This is a genomic window from Dactylosporangium sp. NPDC006015 (assembly GCF_040614215.1).
GTDB lineage: Bacteria > Actinomycetota > Actinomycetes > Mycobacteriales > Micromonosporaceae > Dactylosporangium > Dactylosporangium maewongense.
On the sequence record NZ_JBEXUD010000006.1, the window covers coordinates 19,496 to 40,335 of the forward strand.

The 20,840-nt window shown below is 73.5% G+C and carries 15 protein-coding genes; 5 read left to right on the forward strand and 10 right to left on the reverse strand.

The genetic code is table 11. The features are described from left to right. Positions 1-18 precede the first annotated feature (18 nt). Entirely contained in the window at positions 19-996 is a 978-nt protein-coding gene (locus tag ABZ321_RS12480; RefSeq protein ID WP_354890954.1) for an alpha/beta hydrolase, read from the forward strand. A gap of 265 nt (positions 997-1,261) precedes the next feature. Next, positions 1,262-1,942, forward strand: coding sequence for a class I SAM-dependent methyltransferase (locus ABZ321_RS12485; RefSeq protein WP_354890955.1), 681 nt, complete (start codon positions 1,262-1,264; stop codon positions 1,940-1,942). Here ABZ321_RS12485 and ABZ321_RS12490 read toward each other — a convergent pair. From ABZ321_RS12490 to ABZ321_RS12515, 6 genes are all read right to left on the reverse strand, one after another. Beyond that, entirely contained in the window at positions 1,933-3,231 is a 1,299-nt protein-coding gene (locus tag ABZ321_RS12490) for an extracellular solute-binding protein (protein ID WP_354890956.1), read from the reverse strand. The genes ABZ321_RS12485 and ABZ321_RS12490 overlap by 10 nt on opposite strands. Before the next feature lie 312 nt (positions 3,232-3,543). Then, positions 3,544-5,475, reverse strand: coding sequence for a substrate-binding domain-containing protein (locus tag ABZ321_RS12495; protein WP_354890957.1), 1,932 nt, complete (start codon positions 5,473-5,475; stop codon positions 3,544-3,546). Positions 5,476-5,529: 54 nt separating this feature from the next. After that, positions 5,530-6,210 (reverse strand): response regulator transcription factor, encoded by a 681-nt coding sequence (locus tag ABZ321_RS12500; protein ID WP_344504661.1) that lies wholly within the window; start codon positions 6,208-6,210, stop codon positions 5,530-5,532. Beyond that, the gene (locus ABZ321_RS12505) at positions 6,207-7,325 is read right to left on the reverse strand and encodes a sensor histidine kinase (RefSeq protein ID WP_344504662.1); all 1,119 of its coding nucleotides are present in this window, start codon (positions 7,323-7,325) and stop codon (positions 6,207-6,209) included. The genes ABZ321_RS12500 and ABZ321_RS12505 overlap by 4 nt, the downstream gene beginning before the upstream one ends. Continuing rightward, a complete protein-coding gene (locus ABZ321_RS12510) occupies positions 7,322-7,828 on the reverse strand; it encodes a hypothetical protein (protein ID WP_344504663.1) in 507 nt (168 codons plus the stop codon). Before ABZ321_RS12510 ends, ABZ321_RS12505 begins: the two co-directional genes overlap by 4 nt. A 146-nt stretch (positions 7,829-7,974) precedes the next feature. Then, the gene (locus ABZ321_RS12515) at positions 7,975-9,972 is read right to left on the reverse strand and encodes a M4 family metallopeptidase (RefSeq protein ID WP_354890958.1); all 1,998 of its coding nucleotides are present in this window, start codon (positions 9,970-9,972) and stop codon (positions 7,975-7,977) included. Between the two features lie 661 nt (positions 9,973-10,633). Here ABZ321_RS12515 and ABZ321_RS12520 point away from each other — a divergent pair. Further along, positions 10,634-12,214 carry a bis-aminopropyl spermidine synthase family protein gene (locus tag ABZ321_RS12520; RefSeq protein ID WP_354890959.1) on the forward strand — a complete coding sequence of 527 codons (1,581 nt, stop codon included), beginning with the start codon at positions 10,634-10,636 and terminating at the stop codon, positions 12,212-12,214. Positions 12,215-12,234: 20 nt separating this feature from the next. On the opposite strand, the gene ABZ321_RS12525 is transcribed toward ABZ321_RS12520, so the two are convergent. Beyond that, entirely contained in the window at positions 12,235-12,918 is a 684-nt protein-coding gene (locus ABZ321_RS12525) for a helix-turn-helix domain-containing protein (protein ID WP_354890960.1), read from the reverse strand. Positions 12,919-13,022: 104 nt separating this feature from the next. Here ABZ321_RS12525 and ABZ321_RS12530 point away from each other — a divergent pair, with 104 nt between their 5' ends. Beyond that, positions 13,023-15,203 (forward strand): glycoside hydrolase family 3 C-terminal domain-containing protein, encoded by a 2,181-nt coding sequence (locus ABZ321_RS12530; RefSeq protein WP_354890961.1) that lies wholly within the window; start codon positions 13,023-13,025, stop codon positions 15,201-15,203. Here the strand turns inward: ABZ321_RS12530 and ABZ321_RS12535 are convergent. Both ABZ321_RS12535 and ABZ321_RS12540 read right to left on the reverse strand, forming a co-directional pair. Then, positions 15,196-15,624 (reverse strand): protein phosphatase, encoded by a 429-nt coding sequence (locus ABZ321_RS12535; RefSeq protein WP_354890962.1) that lies wholly within the window; start codon positions 15,622-15,624, stop codon positions 15,196-15,198. The two genes, ABZ321_RS12530 and ABZ321_RS12535, sit on opposite strands and share 8 nt — an antisense overlap. A gap of 25 nt (positions 15,625-15,649) precedes the next feature. Beyond that, positions 15,650-18,589: a protein kinase gene (locus ABZ321_RS12540; protein ID WP_354890963.1), complete on the reverse strand. Its 2,940-nt coding sequence runs from the start codon at positions 18,587-18,589 to the stop codon at positions 15,650-15,652. A gap of 225 nt (positions 18,590-18,814) precedes the next feature. Here ABZ321_RS12540 and ABZ321_RS12545 point away from each other — a divergent pair, with 225 nt between their 5' ends. After that, positions 18,815-20,170: a hypothetical protein gene (locus ABZ321_RS12545; RefSeq protein ID WP_354890964.1), complete on the forward strand. Its 1,356-nt coding sequence runs from the start codon at positions 18,815-18,817 to the stop codon at positions 20,168-20,170. Between the two features lie 22 nt (positions 20,171-20,192). Here the strand turns inward: ABZ321_RS12545 and ABZ321_RS12550 are convergent, their stop codons facing one another. Beyond that, positions 20,193-20,795 carry a TetR family transcriptional regulator gene (locus tag ABZ321_RS12550; RefSeq protein ID WP_354890965.1) on the reverse strand — a complete coding sequence of 201 codons (603 nt, stop codon included), beginning with the start codon at positions 20,793-20,795 and terminating at the stop codon, positions 20,193-20,195. Between the last annotated feature and the right edge of the window lie 45 nt (positions 20,796-20,840).

Sequence of the window (20,840 nt, forward strand, 5' to 3'; positions counted from 1 at the left end):
GCACCTACCTTCGGCTGCATGCTTCGCAGGTTGTTCGCGCTGCCGCTGATCGCGGTGCTCTGGTCGGTGTTCGGCCCCACGCAGGCCACCGACCTGCCGCCCGTCGGCGTCCACAGCGCCCGCTTCGCGAACGGCCTCGCCGTCGAGGTCGTCGGCGACCCCTCGACCGCCGCGACGGTCGTCGTCCTGCTCCCGGGCGTGGCCACCACCGCCGCCAACTTCGACCGCGGCCTCGGCGGCGTCCAGCGCCGCGCCCCCGCCTGGCAGGCCAGGCAGCTCGCCACCCGCGCCGCCGACCTGCACCAACCTCCGTCCGCTGCTTCGCCTGCCGCTTCGACCGCCGCAGGGTCGGTGTCGCCCGGGCCTTCGTCCGTCGCTTCGCCCGTGGGCTCGTCCGCTGCTTCGATCGCCGCCGGGTCGGGGTCGCCCGGGCGCTCGACCGCCACTTCCGGGGCGGCGGCGTCCGTGGGGCGGCGGGGCGGGGTCGCGGTGATCGCCTGGCTCGGGTACCACCCGCCGGGCGGGATCCGGCTCGACGCGGTCCGGGAGGATGCCGCGGCGAGCGGGGCGGACGCGCTGCTGCGGTTCCTCCGGGACGTGGACGCGCCGCGGATCGTGCTCGTCGGGCACAGCTACGGCTCCACCGTCATCGGCCTGGCGGCGGCGCGCCTCGACGCGGGGACCGGCGGCAGGGTCACCGACATCGTGGCGCTCGGCAGCCCCGGCATGGGCGTCGACCGGGCCGCCGACCTGCGCACCACCGCCCGCGTCTGGGCCGGGACCGCGCCGGGCGACTGGACCCGCCGCCTGCCCGGGCTCCGCATCCTCGGCGCAGGGCACGGCACGCACCCGACGGACCCCGCGTTCGGGGCGACCCCGCTGCCCGTCGAAGGCGTCACCGGTCATGACGGCTACTTCGTCCCCGGCACCGCCTCCCTGGACGCCCTCGCCGCCCTCGCGAACGGAGACCTCGATGCCGCCGCCCGCCACTCCTGACGCCCGCCACTCACAGCGATCGCGGGCGGAGACCTGGGTGCCTCCCGGCTCGCCTGATGCCCGGCCCTCGCAGCGATCGCGGGCGGAGACCTGGGTGCCTCCCGGCTCGTCTGATGCCCAGCCCTCACAGCGACCGCGGACGGAGACTCGGGTGCCGCCCGGCAACAACGACGCCCGGCTCTCACCACAATCGCGGATGGAGACCTGGGTGCCGCCCGGCTCGCCTGATGCCCGGCCATCACAGCGATCGCGGGCGGAGACCTGGATGCTGCCGCTCGACACGCTCGTCAGCTGGTACCGGACGTACGCCGACGACCTCCGCGCCGCCCGCGACGCCCAGCGCGAGCTGCTCGCCCAGCGGCCGATGCGGCCGCGGCTGGACGACCTCGAGGCTGAGATCAGCTACCTGACGATCCGGGCGCTGCGCCCGCGGGCCGTGCTGGAGATCGGCTCCGCCCGGGGCTGGTCCACGACGTGGCTGCTGCGCGCGCTGGGGGACAACGGCGTGGGGGAGCTGCACACGTTCGACCTCACCGGCGACGCCGCGGCGGCGGTGCCGCGGGAGCTGGCCGCGGACCGGTGGCGGTTCACCCGCGGCGACGTGCGCGACGGGCCGCTGCCCGACGACCCGGGCTTCGTCCTCGTCGACGCCGCCCACACGGCGCGGTTCGCCCGCTGGTACACCACGACGCTCTTCGAACGGCTCCGTCCGGGTGCCGCCGTGGCCGTCCACGACGTGTTCCACGGCCGGCGCCCGTGGCCGGTCAGCGAGGGCGCCGTCGTGCTCGGTTGGCTGCGGCGGCACGGCATCGGGCACCTGACGGCGTCGCCGGCCGCCGACCCGGACACCCACGACCGGCTCGTCGGGCTCAAGCACAAGCTGCGGCTGGCCGCCCCCGTGCACGCGGCGGCGTCGGCGAACCCGATGCTCTTCGCCTACTTGTAGCCCTGTAAAGCCCGTTGCAGGCGGGGTTTCGCGTCCGCGGGCAGCCGGCCGCCGTCGGCGAGGGCTTCCCGCACCACCTGCCGGAACGTCTCGGAGAACTGCGCGTAGTGCGCCGTCACCGGCCGGCTGTGCGCGGACCGGATCGCGTCCAGCAGCGTCGGCGCGTAGCGGTACAGCTTCACGACCGCCGCGTCCCGGTACACGATCTCCCGGGTCGCGGCGAACCCGCCCCGCTCGAACAGCAGCTGCTGGCTGCGCTCGCCGGTGAGGAACTCGATGAGCGCCCGCGCCGCCGCCGGCCGCTTGCTCTGGCCGGCCACGGCGAGGTTCTGCCCGCCGAGGGCGCTCGGGCCCGGCAGGTTCGCCACCCCGAACCGGACGGCGTCCGCGGCGTCGGCGCCGGCCGGGTCCACCGGACCGAGCGCCCGGTGCGCGACGGGCCAGTTGCGCATGAAGACGAGCCGCCCCGCGGCGAACGCCTGCGTCGTGGCCGACTCGTCGAACCGCACCGAGTCCGGCAGGACCACCTGCGGCGCCCCGGGGCGCAGACCCGTCGCCAGCCGGGTCAGGCCCGTCTGCGCCTCGGGGGAGTCGATGACGACCTCGCCGTGGCCGTCGACGACCTCGCCGCCGGCGGCCCAGATCGCCTCGAGCGCGTTGACGGTGAGCCCCTCGTAGTCGCGCAGCTGCCCGGCCCACCCGGCGGCTGGAACGGTGGCTGGCCCAGTGGTGGGCGCAGTGGCGGGCCGCGCCAGGACGTCCTGGACGGTGTTGACCAGCTGCGACCAGTTCGCGGGGGCGGTCGTGACGAGGTCCGACCGGTAGTAGAGCAGCCCGGCGTCGGTGTTGAAGGGCAACCCCCAGAGCTTCCCCTTGTACCGGCAGGTGGCCAGCGGCGCGGTCAGGAACCCGGCGACGTCCTGGTCGCCCGGCAGCGCCCGGATGTAGCCGCTCGACGCGAACTCGGCGGTCCACGTGACGTCGAGGTTGAAGATGTCGACACCGCCACCCTGACCGGCGCCGCCGCTCTGCGCGCGGGCGACCATCTCGCTGTGCTGCGCGTCGGCGTCGGCGGCGATCTCCTCGATCCTGGCCGGGTTGTCGGGGTGCAGCGCGTTCCACTGGTCGACCAGCGCCTGCCGCTGGTTGCCCTGACCGTCGTCGCGCCCGCTGAGGATCACGAGGTCGCCGCGTTCGAGGCCGCCGTCCCGGTCCAGCCTCGGCACCACGTACACACCGGCGAGCGCCGTGACGACCACCCCCGCCACGAACCCCGCGAGGACCCCCACCCACCCGAACAGGTCCCGGAACCTCCGCCGCCCACCGCCCGGCGGCGGAGGCGGCGGATCGTCCCCCGGCGGCGGCGGAGGGGGTGGCGGGTCGTCCCCGGGCGGGGGAGATGGTGGGTCATCCCCCGGCGGCGGAGGCGGCGGGTCGGTGCTGGGCGGGGTTGTCATGGTCGGGTGTCGCCTCCCAGAGGTCATCGCCCGTCGATGGGGGCTCGGGGTGTGGTTTGATGCCGGCCGACGGACCGTGGTCCGGCTCACGGGGACAGCATGCCAGCGGGGTACGACAATTTCCGGGCCCGCACTTGAAGGTCGTCATGCGCCGCCGTCGCCTCCCCAGAGCAGCCCGAACAGCGCGACGAGCACGTCGTCGAGGGTGTCGGGACGCGCGTCGTAGCAGCCACCACCCGTGTGGGCGATCACGTCGCGCAGGGCCAGGGTGCCGCAGCTCGCCTCGCCGATCGCGACCACGAACACCCGCACGCCCTTCCCCCGCACCTGGGTGTCCACTTCGGACGGTGTGAGGGCGGTGGTGTCGTTGCCGTCGGTGAGCACCACGAGCGAGGCGATCCGTTCACCGGGGTCGGTGGCGACGTCGCGGACCCCGTCGGCGACGGTCCGCAGCAGCGGCGTGCCGCCGGCCGGTCGTACGGACGCCATCGCGGCCGCGGCGGACTGCGCCCGGCCCGCGGCGGGCCCGATCGGCAGGAGGTCCCGGAACCCGCCGCCGCGGGCGTCGGCGGGGAACACCCGCAGCCCGAACTCGTCCCGGCCGCTCATCAGGTCCAGCGCGCCCGTCACCCCGCGGGACGCCAGCTGGAAGCGGGTCGTGCCGGCGCGGTCGACGGCGGTCAGCATCGACCCGGACGCGTCGAGGGCGAGCAGCACCCGCCCGGGCCGGTGCGCGGCGTCGTACAGGCGCAGAACATCGCCGATCGTCGAGGCGGACGGTGGCCGCCGGTCGAAGACCGCCCCCGCGTGCGCGCCGAACTGCTCGGTCAGCGGGTCGCCGACGGGGGACAGGCCGGGTGGCCGCAGCCCGGCCCGGATCAGCGCCCGGTGCCCCTCCTCGCCGCCGAGCCACGCGCCGAACCCCGCCGCGGCGGCCGCGGTCGTCGCCGCGACCCCGTCCCACGCGAGCCGGACGAACGGGTGGTCCTCGCTGATCGTGTCGTTCGGGTACCGCACGACCAGCGGCCGCTCCGGCCGGCCGCCGGCGGGGCACGCGAGGCCCTGGTTGTAGCGGACCACGGCCTGCTCGGTGGCGACGACGGCCACCGGAGCGCGGCCCGTGCCACCGTGGCACAGCAGGTCGGCGCCGGTGCCGAGCGGGTAGCCGCCGCGGTCGAGGGCCGCCTCGAGGCGCCGTTCGACGCCACGGGCCGTCGCCGGGGTCGCGCCGAGGCTCGTGTACAGCGCGGCGGTGCCGAGCACACCGGCAGTGGAGACCGCGGGGTCGGGCCGCGCGACGTCCAGGCCCAGCCGGCCCGTCTCCGTCCACAGCTGCCGCCAGCTCAGGTCGCCCTCGAGCGCCGGCGACAGGTCCGGCGGCGTGGCGAGGACGACGGGGGAGGAGCCGATGCCGCGCTGCTCCGCGACCGGCACCGTGACCCCGAAGCGGGCCGACGCGGCGACGGCGGCGGTCACGTCGAGGGTCGAGTCGGGCAGCCACACGTCGGCGCGCGGCCCGATGCGCTGCAGGGCGTCGTTGAGCCACCCGCTGGCGACCGCCGCCCGCGCCTCGGTGGGGCCCGCGCCGTAGACGTACAGGTCCGCGGTCGGGCAGCCGTGGTGGTGCTCGGCGGTGGCGGTCTCGTAGGCGTCGGCGAGGCGCAGCGCCGCCCCCAGCTGCTCGACGGACGTCATGACCCGCACCGCGGCGGGCTGCGGGCACCCGTAGAGGCGGCGGTGCAGCGCCTCGTACAGGACGGGGATGACGAGCCCGGCGGCCACCGCGAGCACGCAGGCGACGCCGCCGGCGACCACGGTCCGCAGCCTGGTGCGGGTCCGCAGGAACGTCCACCCGAACCCGAACCACGTCAGCAGCCGCTCGAACAGCCCGGTGGCGAGGATGCTCGCGGCGCCGCCGATGAACGCCCCGGCGATCAGCATCACCCAGCGCCCGGTCGACTCGGGCGTGCCGGTCGACAGCTGCTGCAGCGATATCCCGAGCCCGCCGGAGATGACCACGAGCACGGACACCAGCGGACGTGCCGCACGACGGTCGTCGTCCCCGTTGTCGGTCATGCGAGCGGCGCACCTCCCCGGAGGTCGACGCCAGTCTATCGCCTGAGCGCCACTTCAGCCGGTCAGACCGTGTTGGAACGCGTACCGCACCGCCTGCGCCCGGTCCCGCACCCCGGTCTTGGCGAACAGCCGGTTCACGTGCGACTTGACGGTCACCTCGGTCACGAACAGCCGCTTCGCGATCTCCCGGTTCGACAACCCGGCCGCGATCAGGCCGAGGACCTCCGCCTCGCGTGCCGTCAGCCCGTCCGGCAGCGGTTGCGGCGTCTGTACGACCGGCGCCGGCGCCTCCCTCGTCGCCGCGGGTCCGGCCGCGGGTCCTGTCGCGGCGGCGACGAGCTTCGCATGGACGACCGGGTCCAGGAACGACTGCCCGGCCGCCGCGGCCCGCACCGCCTGCGCGATCTGCGCCCGGCCGGCGTCCTTGGTCAGGTAGCCCAGCGCGCCGGCCCGCATCGCGCCGAGGATGTCGGCGTCGTCGGCGTACGTCGTCAGCACCACCACCCGCGTCCGCGGGTGCGCGGCCCGGATCCTGGCGGTCGCGGTGACCCCGTCGCAGCCCGGCATCCGCAGGTCCATCAGCACCACGTCGGGATCGTGCGCCGCGACCAGCTCGACGGCCCCGTCGCCGTCGCCGCTCGTGCCGACGACCTCGACGTCATCGAGCAGGCCGAGGAGCACCTCGAGGCCTTCCCGGACCACCGTCTGGTCGTCGGCCACCACCACCCTGATCATCCGGGGATCCTCGCATCGACGAGCCACCCGCCGCCGTCCGGCGCGGCGGTGACGGTGCCGCCGGCGAGCCCGATCCGCTCCCGAATCCCGGCGAGCCCGTGCCCGCCCTCCGGTGGTTTCCGTCCCGCGGTCGCGTCGCCGTCGTTGCGGACCGTGAGCCGCACCCCGTCCGGCTGGTAGTCGACGTGGACGGTGACGGCGCTGCCCGGCGCGTGCTTGCGCACGTTGGTCAGGGCCTCCTGCGCGGTGCGGAACAGCGCCAGGCCCGGCTCGGCGGCGAGGGGCCGCGGGGTGCCCGTCACGGTCACGTCCGCGGGTGCGTTCAGGTCGGCGCGGTACCCGTCGGCGAGCGCACCGACGAGCTCGCCGAGCGGCACCGGGTCCCCGCGCAGCGCCCCGACGGCCCGGCGCGTCTCGGTGAGTCCGTCGCGGGCGAGCCGGCCGGCCCGCTCGACGAGCACGGCCGCGTCCGCCGTCCGGTCCTTCTCCAGCAGCGCCGCCGCCGTCTCCAGCTGCACCGACAGCGCCGACAGCGAGTGCGCGAGCACGTCGTGGATCTCCCGGGCCACCCTGGCGCGCTCGTCGAGGGCCGCGACCCGCTCCGCCTGGCGGGCCTGCTCCTCCCGCTGCCGCCGGACCACGCCGAGCAGCAGCACCAGCAGCAGCGACCCGGCCCAGACGAGCATCTCCCGCCAGCCCTCGCCCTGCGCCCACAGGATGAGCGTCAGTGCGCCGGCCGCGACGGCGGTGCCCGCCGCCACCTCCCTGAGCGGCAGCACCGCCACGGCGACGGTGCCGGCGGCGATGAGGTACAGCGGCGCGAACCCCCGCGTGTCCAGCGCCGCCACCGCCAGCCCGGCCGCCGCGCACACCCCGACGCCAGCCGCCTGCCGGGTGCCGGTCAGGAACGTCATCGCGATCCACCCGGCGGCGGCGACCGCGCCGAACCCGAGGACGGCGATCCCCCGGCCGGTGAGGTCCGGCCGGGGGTTGGTGTGCACCAGGGCGGCGCTCATGAAGACGAGGAACGCCATGCTGCGCGCCTGACGCCAGCGGGCGACCGCGGTGTCGGTGACCGTGAACACCGTGCCAGTCTCCACCGCTGTGGCGCTCACCGGTGGATCAGGTCGCGGCGGCTGCTGCGGTACCAGTCGCCGAACGGGACGCCGGTGGCGAGGCCGCGGCGGCCGATGACGGCCGCCTCACCGAGGAGGCTCAGGCCGAACATGAGCGGCAGCGCGGCGACGACGACGGCCGTGTCCGCGCCGAGCGCCGTCCCGGCCGCGCTCTCGGCGAAGCGGACCCCGACGACCACGAGCCAGACGACGACCGTCCACGCCGTGTAGCGGTACCAGAGCCGCCCCTGCCTGACGAAGACCCTGACCGTCAGGCCCCGCAGGATCCCGCCCGCGACGGCGAGCAGCGCGCCCGCCCCCAGGACGGCGCCGTCGAGGACCGGGTGCTGTCCGGACGTGTGTGCGACCTGGTAGCCGCCCACGGCGATCAGCAGCACCGGCGGCACCACGAGGTGGCGCACTTCGAAGGGTTCGCCCGTGAAGCGGCGGATCAGGACGTACACGATGGCGGCGGCGACCAGCAGGATCGTGGTGAGATTCATGTCGATGACGCTAGGTTCCGGGCCGGGTGGAGCGCCGCCATCCACGGGTGGAGCCCGGGTGGAGATCCGCCCACAGGAAAAGCCCGGGCCGGCGCGCGACCCGGGCTTCCTCCCTGGATGTTGCTGCTTGCGTCGTGCTGCGGTACTTAGTTGCTGAGGGTCACCGCGAGGTCGTCGAGGACGAACGACGTCTGCAGGGACGAGTCCTCAGAACCGCTGAACTTGATCACCACGGTCTGGCCGGCGAGCGCGTTCAGGCTGTACGTGCGCAGGACGTATCCGGACGCCTTGTTCAGGTTCGACAGGGTGCCCAGGGTGGTCGAGCCGGCCGTGATGGTCAGCTTGTCGTACGCGACGGTCGTGGTCGTCTCAGCCGAGTCGATGTGGATGTAGGCCGTCAGCGTGGCCTTGCACCCGGCTGGGATGGTCACCGACTGCTGGATCGCCTCGGTGTGGGTCGAGCCGTACCCGTCGAGCCAGGAGCTGTAGGTGCCGCCGTGCGCGGCCTGGCCCTGGCTGGCCCACTGGCCGATGGAGCCGGTGGTGCCGCTCCACGACGCGGTGCCCGACTCGAAGCCCGGGTTGAGCAGCTTCTGGCCGGAGCAGTTGCCGGTCGGCGGGTTGGAGGTCGGCGGGTTCGACGTGGTGGGCGGCGGGGTGGTGCCGCCGGTGCAGGTCGGGTCACCGGACTGCGCCGGGACGTTGACGGCCGTCCACGCGTTCTTGACCGCGTTGAACTCGGTGCAGCTGCCCGGGTACAGGTTCTTGGCCGCGGTCAGCGTCCAGGTGCGGTACTTCAGGTACGACGACGACGAGGTCTTCATCAGCATCGCGTTGTAGAAGATCTTCGTGGCCTTCTGGATGCCGATGCCGACGAGGCCGGTCGAGCCGTTGCACGTGGTGCTGGTCGGCTGCCCGTTGGTCGGGTTGGTGCCCTCGGCGAGCAGGTAGAACCAGTGGTTGCCGGGGCCGGCGGCCGCGTGGACCTCCTGCGACGGCGTGCTGCTGGAGTAGCAGTTGTCGTCACCGGCGAGCGACGGGTTGTACATGTAGCGGATCGGGCCGCTGCCGACCAGGTTGACCTCCTCGCCGACCTGGTAGTCGGCCGGGTCGTTCGGGTTGGCGGCGAACGCCTCGGTGGCCGCGCCGAACACGTCACCGACGAACTCCTGGGTGCCGTTGCTCGAGATGCCGCCCGGGGTCGTGTCGTCGATGCCGTGGCCGACCTCGTGGCCGACGACGTCCAGCGAGCTGATCCACTTGCCGGCGGTGTTCTTGCCGATCTGGATCTGCGTGCCGTCGTAGTACGCGTTCTGGTCGTTCAGGCCGACGCGGATCGGCCAGCCGCCGCCGCTGCCGTTGAAGCCGTTGCGGCCCAGCCACGACGACAACATCCCGAGTTCCTTCTGCGCCGCGTACAGGGCGTCGACGCAACCGGTCTCCCGGTTGGTGCCGTCGCCGTTGCCCCAGACGTCGTCGGTGCCCGTGAAGGTCGCGTTGCCGGTGGCGTTCTGGCAGGCGATGGTCGGGTAGCTCGGGTCCTTCATGCTGTACGTGCTGCCGGACAGCGACGTGTTGATGGTGACGTTGCCGACGATCCAGCCCGTGCCCGTGCCGTGCATGACCCGCTCACGCTTGCTGAGCACGGCGCCCGTGGTGGCGTCGACGTTCACGGTGAGACGGCTCGCGCCCTCCGCACCGGTGCCGTTGAGCGTCGTCTCGTACGCCAGCTTCGCCGCGCCGTCCAGCGTGTAGACGACGAGCTTGGTGCTCTCGACGGCGTTCACCGACGTGAGCAGCTTGCGCGCGGCCGCCTCGGCGTCCGCCGAGCTGATCTTCGCCGTCGTCGACAGGGTGCCGATCGACTGCGTCTGAGCGACCGACGTGAACCTGGTCGCGCCCGCCGCGTCCGTGACGACCACGAAGTCACCACCGACGACCGGCAGACCCTTGTACGTCCGCTCGTACGCGATGTACTTCGCGCTGCCGGACGCGGTCACCGACTTCTGCACGTAAGCGTCGTCGCTGCTGGGCTGCAGCACGCTCGGACGGCTGGACACGAACGTCTCGGCCGACTTGGCCGCGACGGCGTTGGCTGCCTCGACGCCTGTGGGCGCCGACGGCAACGCGGGCGAGGCTTGCACGGCTGCGGCGGTGCCGGCTGTTACCAGCCCGACCGCGAGCACTCCGGCCGCTGTAGCGAACCGTGGGGACAGCTTCAAGGGTGCCTTCTTTCCGGGGCGGCGCACTGTGCCGGGGGTGCAACGTCGGGTGTGCGCCGGAACCAATCGAGACACGCAAGCGTCGAATCACAGGAGCAACGGCCGGCGTGCGCGCGCCGATCGGCCAACCGCGAGCTTCATCGACTCTTGGCGATTTCAGGACGATCACACAGCCGGAATCGCCGGGACAAGACTTGATGCCCTCTGCCCACCCTTGCCGCCACCCTGTACTTCAACCCCACCGCCGCCCTGAAACACCACCGAAACGGTTTAACTGAATTCACGCCTCCGTCGTTGAATAACTGCAGGTCATTAACTTTTAACTCATCGATGACCTTTACCGGTCTTGCCCGCTGAGCCCCGCCCCGTAAGGTGAACGACGATGACGCCGCCAGCCGCCCCCTCCTCTTCGGACTCCCCGACGCCGCGGCCCACCCCCGGCGCACTCCCGTCCCCCGCGGCCGCGGCTTCACTGGATCCGGGCGCTGCTGCGCCGGATTCGGCTGCCACTCCGGCGGGCCCGGCCGCTGCGCGGGTGGCTCAGTCCGACGACGCCCCGGCGGGCCCGACGCCCTTGGATGCGGTGACCGACTTGGTCAAGTCCGCGGGCATCACCGCCCGCCGCCTTCGCGAGGCCCTCGTTCACCTGGCGACGACCCCGGCCACCCTCGACGACCTGATCCGCGAACATGCCCTGCCCCGCCGCACCGCCGAACAACTCCTCCGCGCCGCCGGCCCCGACCTCCACACCTCCCGCAACGGCGCCCTCCGCTTACCCGCCACCTACCGCACCCACTTCACCGCCCAGCCTCACCCCAAGCAGCCATATTCACCACTATCTCCGGATAAGCCGGTCGATCCGGCTGAATCACTCAAACCGGCCGATTCTGGTCTACCGGTCATCTCGTCCGGCCTGTCGGGCATCTCGGACGAAGACCTGATCGCCGACATGGCCCGCCTCATCGCCGAGGTCCCCACCGACCGCGCCCTCGACCACGTGTCCGCAACGGCCGAAACCGCGGCAAAACGGGCGCGCTGGCTGGACGAGACGTACGACCTGGCCGGCGCCCACCTCGTCTGCATCGGCGATCATGACCTGACCTCGCTCGCGGTCCTCGCGGTCAGGTCCGACGTGCGGGTCACGGTGGTCGACGTCGACGAGCGGCTGCTGGAGTTCATCGCGGGACGGGCGGCCGAGCGGGGGCACGCCGTCGAGTGCTGGCACGCGGACCTGCGGTTCGGGCTGCCTCCGGTCGTCGCCGAGTCCGCGGATCTCGTCTTCACCGACCCGCCGTACACGCCGGAGGGTGTGCAGCTGTTCCTCGGGCGGGGCGCGCAGGCGCTGCGGGACCGGGCCAACGGGCGGCTGGTCATGGCCTACGGCTTCAGCCCGCTCACGCCGGCGCTCGGGGTGAAGGTGCAGCGGGCGGTGCTCGACCTCGACCTCGCCGTCGAAGCGATCCTGCCGGCGTTCAACCGGTACCACGGCGCGCAGGCCGTCGGGTCCGCGAGCGACCTCTACGTGTGCAGGCCGACCGCGCGGACCTGGCAGGTGCTGGAGAAGCGGCTGAGCGGGGCGGCCGTCAACATGTACACCCACGGTGAGCACTCGCTGGAGGGCGAGGCGGTCGGGCGCGGGCCTGCGGAGCTGCTGGCGGGGCCGGTGCATTCGGTGCCGGACCAGGTCGACCTCACAGGCGATCCAGGCCCATGGCTCCTGCGGGTGCTGCTGGCGCTCAATGCTTCTTCCCTGAGCTTACAGGTCCCCAACAAATCACCCGACCTCATCGATGCGAAGAGTCAGGCCTCGCTACGCGCAGTCATCGCCGCCAAGTACACGCTGCGATACCGCCGTAGCACGCCGTCTCCGCGGCTCGCGATCGTCGAGGCGGCAGCGGTGCGTGACGGGTCGCGCACGGCGGTGGGATGGTTGCTCGGGCACGCGCACGGAAAGCTGGGCAATGTGCTTCGGGAAGGGCTCGTCCGGGAGCACGGCCTGACGAAGAACGAAGCCAGGGCGAAGGTCGCCGAGCTCGTCCCGCAGGCGTGGCTCGAGGCCCGGCTGCTCGACCTGCCCCGCTACGCGATCGCGGCCCTCGTCCAAGCCCTCACCCCCGAATCGCCGGACCACCCCGAGCCTACGGCGCGACCCGGCCGGCCCTGACCGGCACGACCCGGGACCTGTCAGTCGGGCAGTAGACCGTCGGCCGTCGCGGCCCAGAGCTGGACCAGGTCGGAGCCGGGGGAGCGCAGCCACTGCAGCTGCACCCCGTCCATGAGCGCGATGATCCGCCGCGCCGTCGTCTCCGGAGGGACGGTGGTGCCGGCGGTCTTCGCCAGGGCCGTGATCTCGTTCAGGATGCGCTGCTGCCGCGCGACGAAGTAGTCGTGCGCGGGGTGATCGGGGGTGAGTGACTCCGCCTGCAGCACCGCGAACAGCCGCACGATCTCCGGCTGCGAAGCGTTGCGCCGCACCACGGCCGCGCACACCTCCCGCAACGTCGCCCCCGGCGCACCGATGAGACCGGCAGCGCACGTGGAATCCGCGGCGCCGGCGAGATCCGCCGTGTCGGCGGAACCCGAATCCCTGGTGGGATCCGCAGCGCCGGCGGAACCCGAAGGGCCGGCGAGCAGGGAGTCCAGGGCCCGGGCGTCCTCGGCGTCGCGGTGTTCGAGGATCGCGATGAGCAGGCCGTCCTTCGAGCCGACGTGGTGCAGCAGGCCCGGCACGGTCAGGCCGCAGGCGGTCGCGACGTCCTGCATCGACAGACCCCAGAAGCCGCGCTCCGCCACGAGCCGCGTGGCGGCGGTGATGATCTGCCGGCGTCGTTCGGCCGCGGGCAGGCGGGTCCTGTCGTGCCGTGCCATCCCAGTCGTTCCCTCTTGTCGCATCGAGGCCCGTAGCGCTACCTTACCGGGTACCTATTACTTTACAAGTACTCAGTAGCGCGAGACCTGGGAGACGAGACGCCATGGACCTCGAGGAGAAGGCCGCCGTCACCAGCGGCAGCAGCTTCTGGCGCAGCACCGCCGTCACCGGCGTGCCCGACATCATGCTGACCGACGGTCCGCACGGGGTCCGCAAGGCCGCGCCGGGAGGCGGCATCCTCGACAGCGAGCCGGCCACGTGCTTCCCGCCCGCCGTCGCGCTCGGCTCGACCTGGGACCCGCAGCTGGCCAGAAGGGTCGGCGAGGCCCTCGGCGACGAGGCGCGCGCGATGGACGTCCAGGTCCTGCTCGGCCCGGGCATCAACCTGAAGCGCAGCCCGCTCGGCGGCCGCAACTTCGAGTACTTCGCCGAGGACCCGCTGCTCACCGGCGTCCTCGCCACCGAGTGGGTCAAGGGCCTGCAGAGCCGCGGCGTCGGCGCCTCGCTGAAGCACTTCGCGGTCAACAGCCAGGAGACCGACCGGATGCGGGTCTCCGCCGACGTCGACGAGCGCACGCTGCGCGAGATCTACCTGCGCGCGTTCCAGCGCGTCGTCACGCAGGCCAAGCCGTGGACCGTCATGTGCGCGTACAACCGCATCAACGGTGTCCTCGCCTCCCAGCACCACTGGCTGCTCACCGAGGTGCTGCGCGGCGAGTGGGGCTACGAAGGGCTCGTCGTGTCCGACTGGGGCGCCGTCGCCGACCGGGTCGAGGCGGTCCGCGCCGGGCTCGACCTCACCATGCCCGGCCCCGACCCCGACGGCGACCGCCGACTCGTCGAGGCGGTCCGCAGCGGACACCTGCCGGAGTCGACGCTGGACACCGCCGTGTCGCGGGTTTCCTCGCTGGTACGGGCAGCGCTCGCCGCCCGTACCGACGCGACCTACGACAAGGACGAGCACCATGCGCTCGCCCGTGAGGTGGCCGGGCGGGGCATCGTCCTGCTCAAGAACGACCTCACGAACGACGGTGCCGTGCTGCCGCTCGGACGGCACGACGGCACGATCGCGGTGCTGGGCGAGTTCGCGCGGACGCCCCGCTTCCAGGGCGGCGGCAGCTCGCAGATCAACCCGACCCGGCTCGACAACGCCCTCGACGAGATCACCGCCCTGGCCGAGGGCCCCGTCACGTTCGCGTCCGGCTACGACGACGTCGACGCCGCGGTCGCCCTGGCCCGGGACGCGGCCGTCGCGGTCGTCTTCGCCGGCACCGACCGCGAGACCGAAGGCGCCGACCGCGAGTCGATCGACCTGCCGGCCGCACACGTCGAGCTCATCGAACGGGTCGCCGCCGCCAACCCGCGCACCGTCGTCGTGCTCTCCAACGGCGCCGTCCTGCGCACCGGCCCGTGGGACGCGGCGGTGCCCGCGATCGTCGAGGGCTGGCTGCTCGGCCAGGCCGGCGGCGGCGCGATCGCCGACGTGCTGTTCGGCCGGGTCAACCCGTCGGGCCGGCTCACCGAGACGATCCCGCTGCACCTCGCCGACCACCCGTCCTACCTGGACTTCCCCGGTGAGGCCGGGCACGTCCGCTACGGCGAGGGCGTCCACATCGGGTACCGCGGCTTCGACGCCCGGGGCCAGCAGGTCGCGTACCCGTTCGGCCACGGCCTGTCCTACACCACGTTCGAGTACGGCCCGGCGACCCTCACCGCCACCGACGGCGGGCTGAGCGTGCGGCTCAGCGTCACGAACACCGGCGCCCGCGACGGCCGCGAGGTCGTGCAGGCGTACGTCTCCCTCGCCGGCTCGCGGGTCCGCCGCGCCCCGAGGGAGCTCAAGGCTTTCGCGAGCGTGGCGATCGCCGCCGGCGAGACCGTCGAGGTGGAGCTGCCGATCGCCCGCGACGACCTCGCCTACTGGGACACCCGGCTGTCCCGCTGGGTGGTCGAGGGCGGCACGTACCAGGTGGAGATCGGCGCCTCGTCGCGCGACCTGCGCGTCTCCGCAACGGCCACCGTCACCGGCGACGACGCCCGGGTGCCGCTGACCGGCGAGTCGACGATCGCGGAGTGGCTCAGCGACCCGCGTGGCGCCCAGGCGCTCGGCGAGGTGTTCGCGGCCCTGGCCGGCAGCGGCGAGGCGGGCGTGATGGCGCACACCGCCGCCGACCCGGAGATGCTGACGCTGATGGGGAGCCTGCCGCTGGCGCGCCTGTCCGTGTTCGCCGGCGAAGCGTTCAGCCCCGCGGCCATCGAGAAGCTGTCCGCGGCGGTCAACTGAACCGTTTGACGAACCCCCGCTGCCACGGCGTCTCGACGGCGTGGCGGGAGTAGTGCCGGCGGACGTACGCGACAGCCTCGCCCGCCGGCACGCCGTCCAGCACCGCCAGGCACGCGAGGGCGGTCCCGGTCCTGCCGCGACCGCCCCCGCAGCCGAACTCGACCCGGCCCGTTCGCGCCTCCAGCAGCGCCGCGTCGAGGGCGGCTCGCAGCTCGTCCCGGTCCTTCGGCAGACCGAAGTCGGGCCAGCGCACCCAGCGGGCCGGCCAGCTCGTCGGTGCCGGCTCGCGCCCGAGCGCGTACACGCCGAGCGTCGGCACGGGCCCGTCGGGGATCGGCTTGGACAGCGGCCGCCCCCGAACGGTCAACCCCGACGGCAGCCGCAGCAACCCCGGCGTGTCCGCCGGCCACAACTCGCCCACGTTCCCCCTCTACCTGTGCTGGTCCCTACACGCGCGGGCGGAAGCTGGCGAACACCAGGTCGAGATCCGGACGGGCCGCGGCCCAGTCGGCGTCGGTGGTCTGCCAGTAGAACCCGTACGCCTGCGTCGGCGACGTCACCACACCACGGTTGTTGACATGCTGGCGCGCGCCCCGCGTGAACGTGAACTCCCAGTCCGCCGCCGTCACGAAGTACGGCACCGGCTGGATGTGAATCTCAACGTACCCGGGGAAGTCGCCGGACGCACGCCGCGAGTCCCGCTGCGCCTGCCAGTCCCGCACCGGGTCCGACTTCGGCTTGTCGGTCTGGTCGATGCCAAGCACCCGCCCGTTCCCGCGGAAGTACACGATCGAGCCGTCCTTGCTCTGCCGCCAGCCGGCCGGCACGTACACCGAGAACCCCGACGGATCGTGATAGTCGATCCACCCGGCGGGCAACGGCGGCAACTGCCCCGCCCCGTTCCCGCCGCCGGGAGGCGAGGCGGGCGCGGTCGCCGACGGCGTACCCCCCGCGGCCTCACTCGACGGCGCCACACTCGGCGACCCGGCCGGCGCGCTCGTCCCCCCGCCCGTCGCCGTCGCCCCCGCACCCTCCGAACTCGCCGGCGCCGCGGTCCGGTTGCTGTCATCCCCACCCGACCGCAGCACCAGCCACGCCGCCAGCACGACGATCACGAGCGCCCCCGCGACCGCCGCAAGGACCTTGGCCCGCGGTTTCGCGTCGGTACCGGCACCGCCCCCAACTGACGGCACATCCGGTTCGGGCTTACGTGTGGCCTTGTACGTGACGCCCGGCGCGCTCTTCCCGCCACCCGCCGACCCGGCCCCGCGCCCGTCCGCCTTGGCAGGCTGCCCCTGGACCTCCGGCTCGGCACGCAGCCGCGCGGTCTCCTGCTCCGCGCGGACCCGCTCGGCCGCCGGTGCCGCAACGACCTCCGGCTTCGTCTCGACGTGCGCCGCCTCGGGCTCCGCAACGACGTGCTCCGCCTCGGACTTCGCCTCTACGGGTTCCGCCTCGACGTGCCTCGCTTCAGACTCCGCCTCGATGTGCTCGGTCTCGGGCTCCGCCTCGACGCGCTTCGTCTCGGGTTCCGCTTCGGCCTGCTTGGTCTCGGGCTCCTCGTCGGCGTGCTCGGTCTCCGGCTCCGCCACGGCCGCGAACGCAGCCTCCGACTCGGCGCGCAATGCAGCCGCACTCCCGGACTCCGACGACGACCCGGCGCGCAGTCCGGCAGTGTCCTCAGGTTCCGGCTGCTCCGTCGCGGGGTCTTGCTCAGCCTCCAGCGCCGGCACGATCGCAGGCTCCGGCTGGACTTCAGCTTCCGGCGCGGGCTCAAGGTCGGTCTCTTCTTCACCCCCGGTGACCATTCCGGCGGCGCTCACCGGCTCCGGCAGCGGCTCACTGTCCGGCTCGGTCGCGGACTCGAGCGTCGCCTCCGACGCCCGCACCGGCTCAGGCTCCGCCTCGGTCGCGTGGTCGGCCTCAGGCTCGGCGCCAGAGTCACCCACCGGAGCGAGCACAGCCTCCGGCTCGACCTCGGACTCGTCGGCAGGCGCGAGCTCAGTCTCCGGCCCGGCCTCGGCGTGCGGCTCGGGTTCCAGGTCCGCTGCGGTCTCAGGCTCCGTCGCCGGCTCGTCGGCAGGCTCCGTCCAGAGGTCACCCCCGACCGCCCGCGAACCGTCCGCCATCGCTTCCTGTTCGGCGTGCACCGCCTGGGGCTCGGGTTCCGGGTCCGCTGCGGTCTCGGGCTCAGCGTCCGTCGCCGGTTCGTCGGCGGGCTCCGTCCAGAGGTCGCTTCCGGCCGCCCCGGAACCGTCCGCCGCGGTTTCCTGTCGCGGGGCGGGCTCGGAGGTCGCCGGATCGTTCGGCAGGGGGTCGAGGTCGGCGGGCGCTGGCGGTACCGACGCGAACTCCGCCGCTGGAGCGGGTGCCGGCACCGGGATCGGCGGCTGCACCACCGTCGGCGGGTCGAGCCGGGTGCGGGGCTGCACGACCGTCGGCGGCTCCGGCGCGGGGCGTTGTGCGGGGACCGGAGGGGCCGGACGCGCCGGCGCGGCGGGTGTCGCGGCTGGAGCGGGCGCCGAGCGCCCCCAGCCGCCAAGCCAGGACCGGCGGCGGCGTTCGGTGGGCGCGGCGAGGACGGCCTGGAGGCGCTCCTCGGTCTCGGCGAACCCGGCCCGTGCCCGCGGGTCCTTGCGCAGAAGCCCACGCAGCGCCGGCGCGAGTGCCCCGGCCCGCTGCGGCGGGTCGAGCTCGTCCGACGCGAGCGCCATCAGCGTCTCCATGGCGGACCCGCGCCCGTACGGCGAACGCCCCTCCACCGCCGCGTACAGCGTCGCGCCCAACGACCACAGGTCTCCCGCGGCGCCCGCTGTGCCGTCCCGGGCGCGCTCGGGGGCGATGTACTCGGGCGAACCGAGCACCAGCCCGGTGCGCGTGACGTGACCGTCGCCCTCGATCCGTGCGATGCCGAAGTCGGTGAGCACGACCCGGCCGTCGTCGCCGAGCAGGACGTTGCCCGGCTTGATGTCCCGGTGGTGGACGCCGACGCGGTGCGCCGCCTGCAGCGCGGCGAGCACGGCGAGGCCGATCTCGGCGACCCGCCGCGGGGGGAGCGGCCCGTCGGCACGCAGCGTCTGGTCGAGCGACCGTGACGGCACGTACTCCATGACGAGCCACGGCTGCCCGTCGAACGCGAGCACGTCGTACACGCGGACGACATTCGGATGGGTGAGCCGGGCGGCCGCCCGCGCCTCCCGCAACGTCCGCTCCATCGCGACGTCCCGCGCGTTGTCGAGCAGCTCCGGCGGCAGGATGATCTGCTTCACGGCGACGTCCCGCCCGAGCGTCTCATCGCGGGCCCGCCACACCCTGCCCATCCCGCCCGCCCCAAGTGGTTCAAAAAGGCGATATCGGTCGGCGACGAAGGCGGGCGCGGCGGTCATGCACAAAGGTGTACCCGATCGCTCACCCAAGCACGCAATCGGCACACCGGACCGCCCCCGGACCGTCGTGAGGATCACGACTGCCACCCGCGTGCAACCTGCCGCCACCGCCGCGGCAACCCGTCGCCCCCACTGCCCCCAAACCCGCCCGAACTGCTGACAACCGGCCCGCAACCGATCACCTACCGTTGTCGACGGAACGGTTTGTACGGCTCGGAGGGATTTGTGCACCAGAACGTCTCGCACCTCGGCAGCACGGCGGGGACCCTGTTCCTCATCTGCTACGTGATCGCCGGTCTCATCACCGCCGCAGCCGGCTTCCTCCCCGGCAACGCCTCCCGGCTCCGCCTCGTGTGCGTCACCTTCGGCCTCGCGCTCGCCGGTTGGTCGGCCAAGGTCCTCTTCACCGGCGGCCCGATGCTCATCGGCCTGGCCGTCCTGCTCGCCCCGCTGTCGCTGACGGCGACCGCGATCATCGGCACGTGCCGCGCGTACAGCCGCCGCCGCGCCCCGACCCGCCTGTCCCGGCCACACCCGGCAGCCGCCAGGACGTACACCGAGCCCAACTCCCCGTTCCCGCCCGTGGTTCCTGTCCCCGTTCACGCACCTTGGCCTTCCACTCACCTTGCCCCGGCCGACCCGTTCCTGCCCTCGTCCGCTGCCCGTTCCTCTGCCCGTTCCTCCTCGCCCGGCGCCCACCTGTTCCCGGTTGGTGCTCACTCGGCCCCGGTCGCGGGTTCGGACCTGTCCTCGGCTGTCGTGACGCCGAACGACCCGGCCCCTGCCCACCAGGCCTCGACCGTCGCCCACCGCGCAGGCACCGAGGCTCCTGAGACGCCGATGCCCGCGCCCGCGCCCGCGCCCGCCGCCGGCCGCGGTTCGGCGCACGGCGCTCCGTCCGTGCACGCTGCGGTGCGGGCCGGCGCAGGGTCCACGGCCACGCCAGCAGCGCCGGCTGGTCAACGCCGCGGTCCACGCCGTCTCTCGACGCCCGCCGCCCAGCCGCGGTTCCACGGGCACGCGATCGCCCCGCCGCCCGCGTTCCCGACGCCGCCCCGGTTCGCGCCGCAGCCACTGCACAACGTCCCCGCGCCGCAGCCGCACAGTGTCCTCGTGCCGCGCACGCACAACGTCCCCGCGCCGCAGCCGCACAGTGTCCCCGCGCCGCGCCCGCACAGCGTTCCCGCACCGCGCCCCGCCCTGGACGACCACATCACCGCCCGGTTCCAGGCCTCCGCGAATCACCTCCAGCCGTCGCCATCGCACTCCTCTCGTTCGAGCCTTGCGCCCTCGCCGGAGCCCTTCGCTTCGCAGCACCCCTCAAGCGCGCAGGTGTGGGCCCGTGCGCATGCCTGGACGGGCGAGCAGCCCGCTGTGCACGACTGGACCGACTCGTCGCCATCACGGCAGCCGTCCCGGCGGCTGCGGGGTGTCGTACCGTCGCAGAATCTCGACACGATGACGTCCTCGCCGACGGTCGAGCCCTCGATGCGGATGGCGCTCGCCCCCGTGACCGATCCGTCGCCGTTGCAGCCCTCCTCGGTCCGTGCCCGTCACCGCGCGGGCGGGACGTCCGCCTGACCTGGCCGACCCTCCTGACGCCTCAACCCTGGCCGACCACCTCCGCCCCGGCGGGCGGCGGGAACACGCGGTCGACCAGGCTGTCGACGAGCGCCTCCACCCCGTGCGGCCGCAGCACCTCGGGCACGGTGAGGTCGTCGACGATCAGGCCGAGCATGCCCAGATACAGCAGCAGCACCGAGCCGCTGTCGCCGGGCAGGCCCGCGTCGACGTGGAACGCGACATTCGCCTCCAGGTCCGCCGTGAAGAACCGGGTCAGCATGGTGTCGAGCTCGGGCCGGCGGGTCGCCTCCAGTCGTAACTCCAGCAGGGCGAGGTGGCTGCTGCGCTCCCGGCGGGTCCTGTCCAGTAACTGGTGCATGAGGGTCTTCACGAGATCGCGGGACGGTGTCGCGCGCATCGTCTCGGCAAGCTCCGCCGGGTCGGGCGTGAGCCGCTCGCGCACCCGGACCATGAGCTGCTCCAGCAGGTCGGCGCGGTTACTGAAGTAGTTGGACGTCGTGCCGGTCGGCACCTCTGCCTGCTGGTCCACCGCGCGCAGTGTCAGCCCTCGCGATCCCTCGTCGGCCAGGACCTCGATCGCGGCGTCGAGCAGGGCGGTCCGTCTGGCGGGGTTCTGACGCATCGCTGAGTCCTTCCGTGCGGGGCTGGTTGACACCACTGCAAGCAC

Bases quoted from the DNA above. Each gene is read 5' to 3' on its own strand.
- ABZ321_RS12480 (WP_354890954.1), top strand. From the start codon at position 19: ATGCTTCGCAGGTTGTTCGCGCTGCCGCTGATCGCGGTGCTCTGGTCG.
- ABZ321_RS12510 (WP_344504663.1), bottom strand. From the start codon at position 7,828: ATGAATCTCACCACGATCCTGCTGGTCGCCGCCGCCATCGTGTACGTC.
- ABZ321_RS12485 (WP_354890955.1), top strand. From the start codon at position 1,262: ATGCTGCCGCTCGACACGCTCGTCAGCTGGTACCGGACGTACGCCGAC.
- ABZ321_RS12550 (WP_354890965.1), bottom strand. From the start codon at position 20,795: ATGCGTCAGAACCCCGCCAGACGGACCGCCCTGCTCGACGCCGCGATC.
- ABZ321_RS12500 (WP_344504661.1), bottom strand. From the start codon at position 6,210: ATGATCAGGGTGGTGGTGGCCGACGACCAGACGGTGGTCCGGGAAGGC.
- ABZ321_RS12540 (WP_354890963.1), bottom strand. From the start codon at position 18,589: ATGACCGCCGCGCCCGCCTTCGTCGCCGACCGATATCGCCTTTTTGAA.
- ABZ321_RS12530 (WP_354890961.1), top strand. From the start codon at position 13,023: ATGGACCTCGAGGAGAAGGCCGCCGTCACCAGCGGCAGCAGCTTCTGG.
- ABZ321_RS12525 (WP_354890960.1), bottom strand. From the start codon at position 12,918: ATGGCACGGCACGACAGGACCCGCCTGCCCGCGGCCGAACGACGCCGG.
- ABZ321_RS12495 (WP_354890957.1), bottom strand. From the start codon at position 5,475: ATGACCGACAACGGGGACGACGACCGTCGTGCGGCACGTCCGCTGGTG.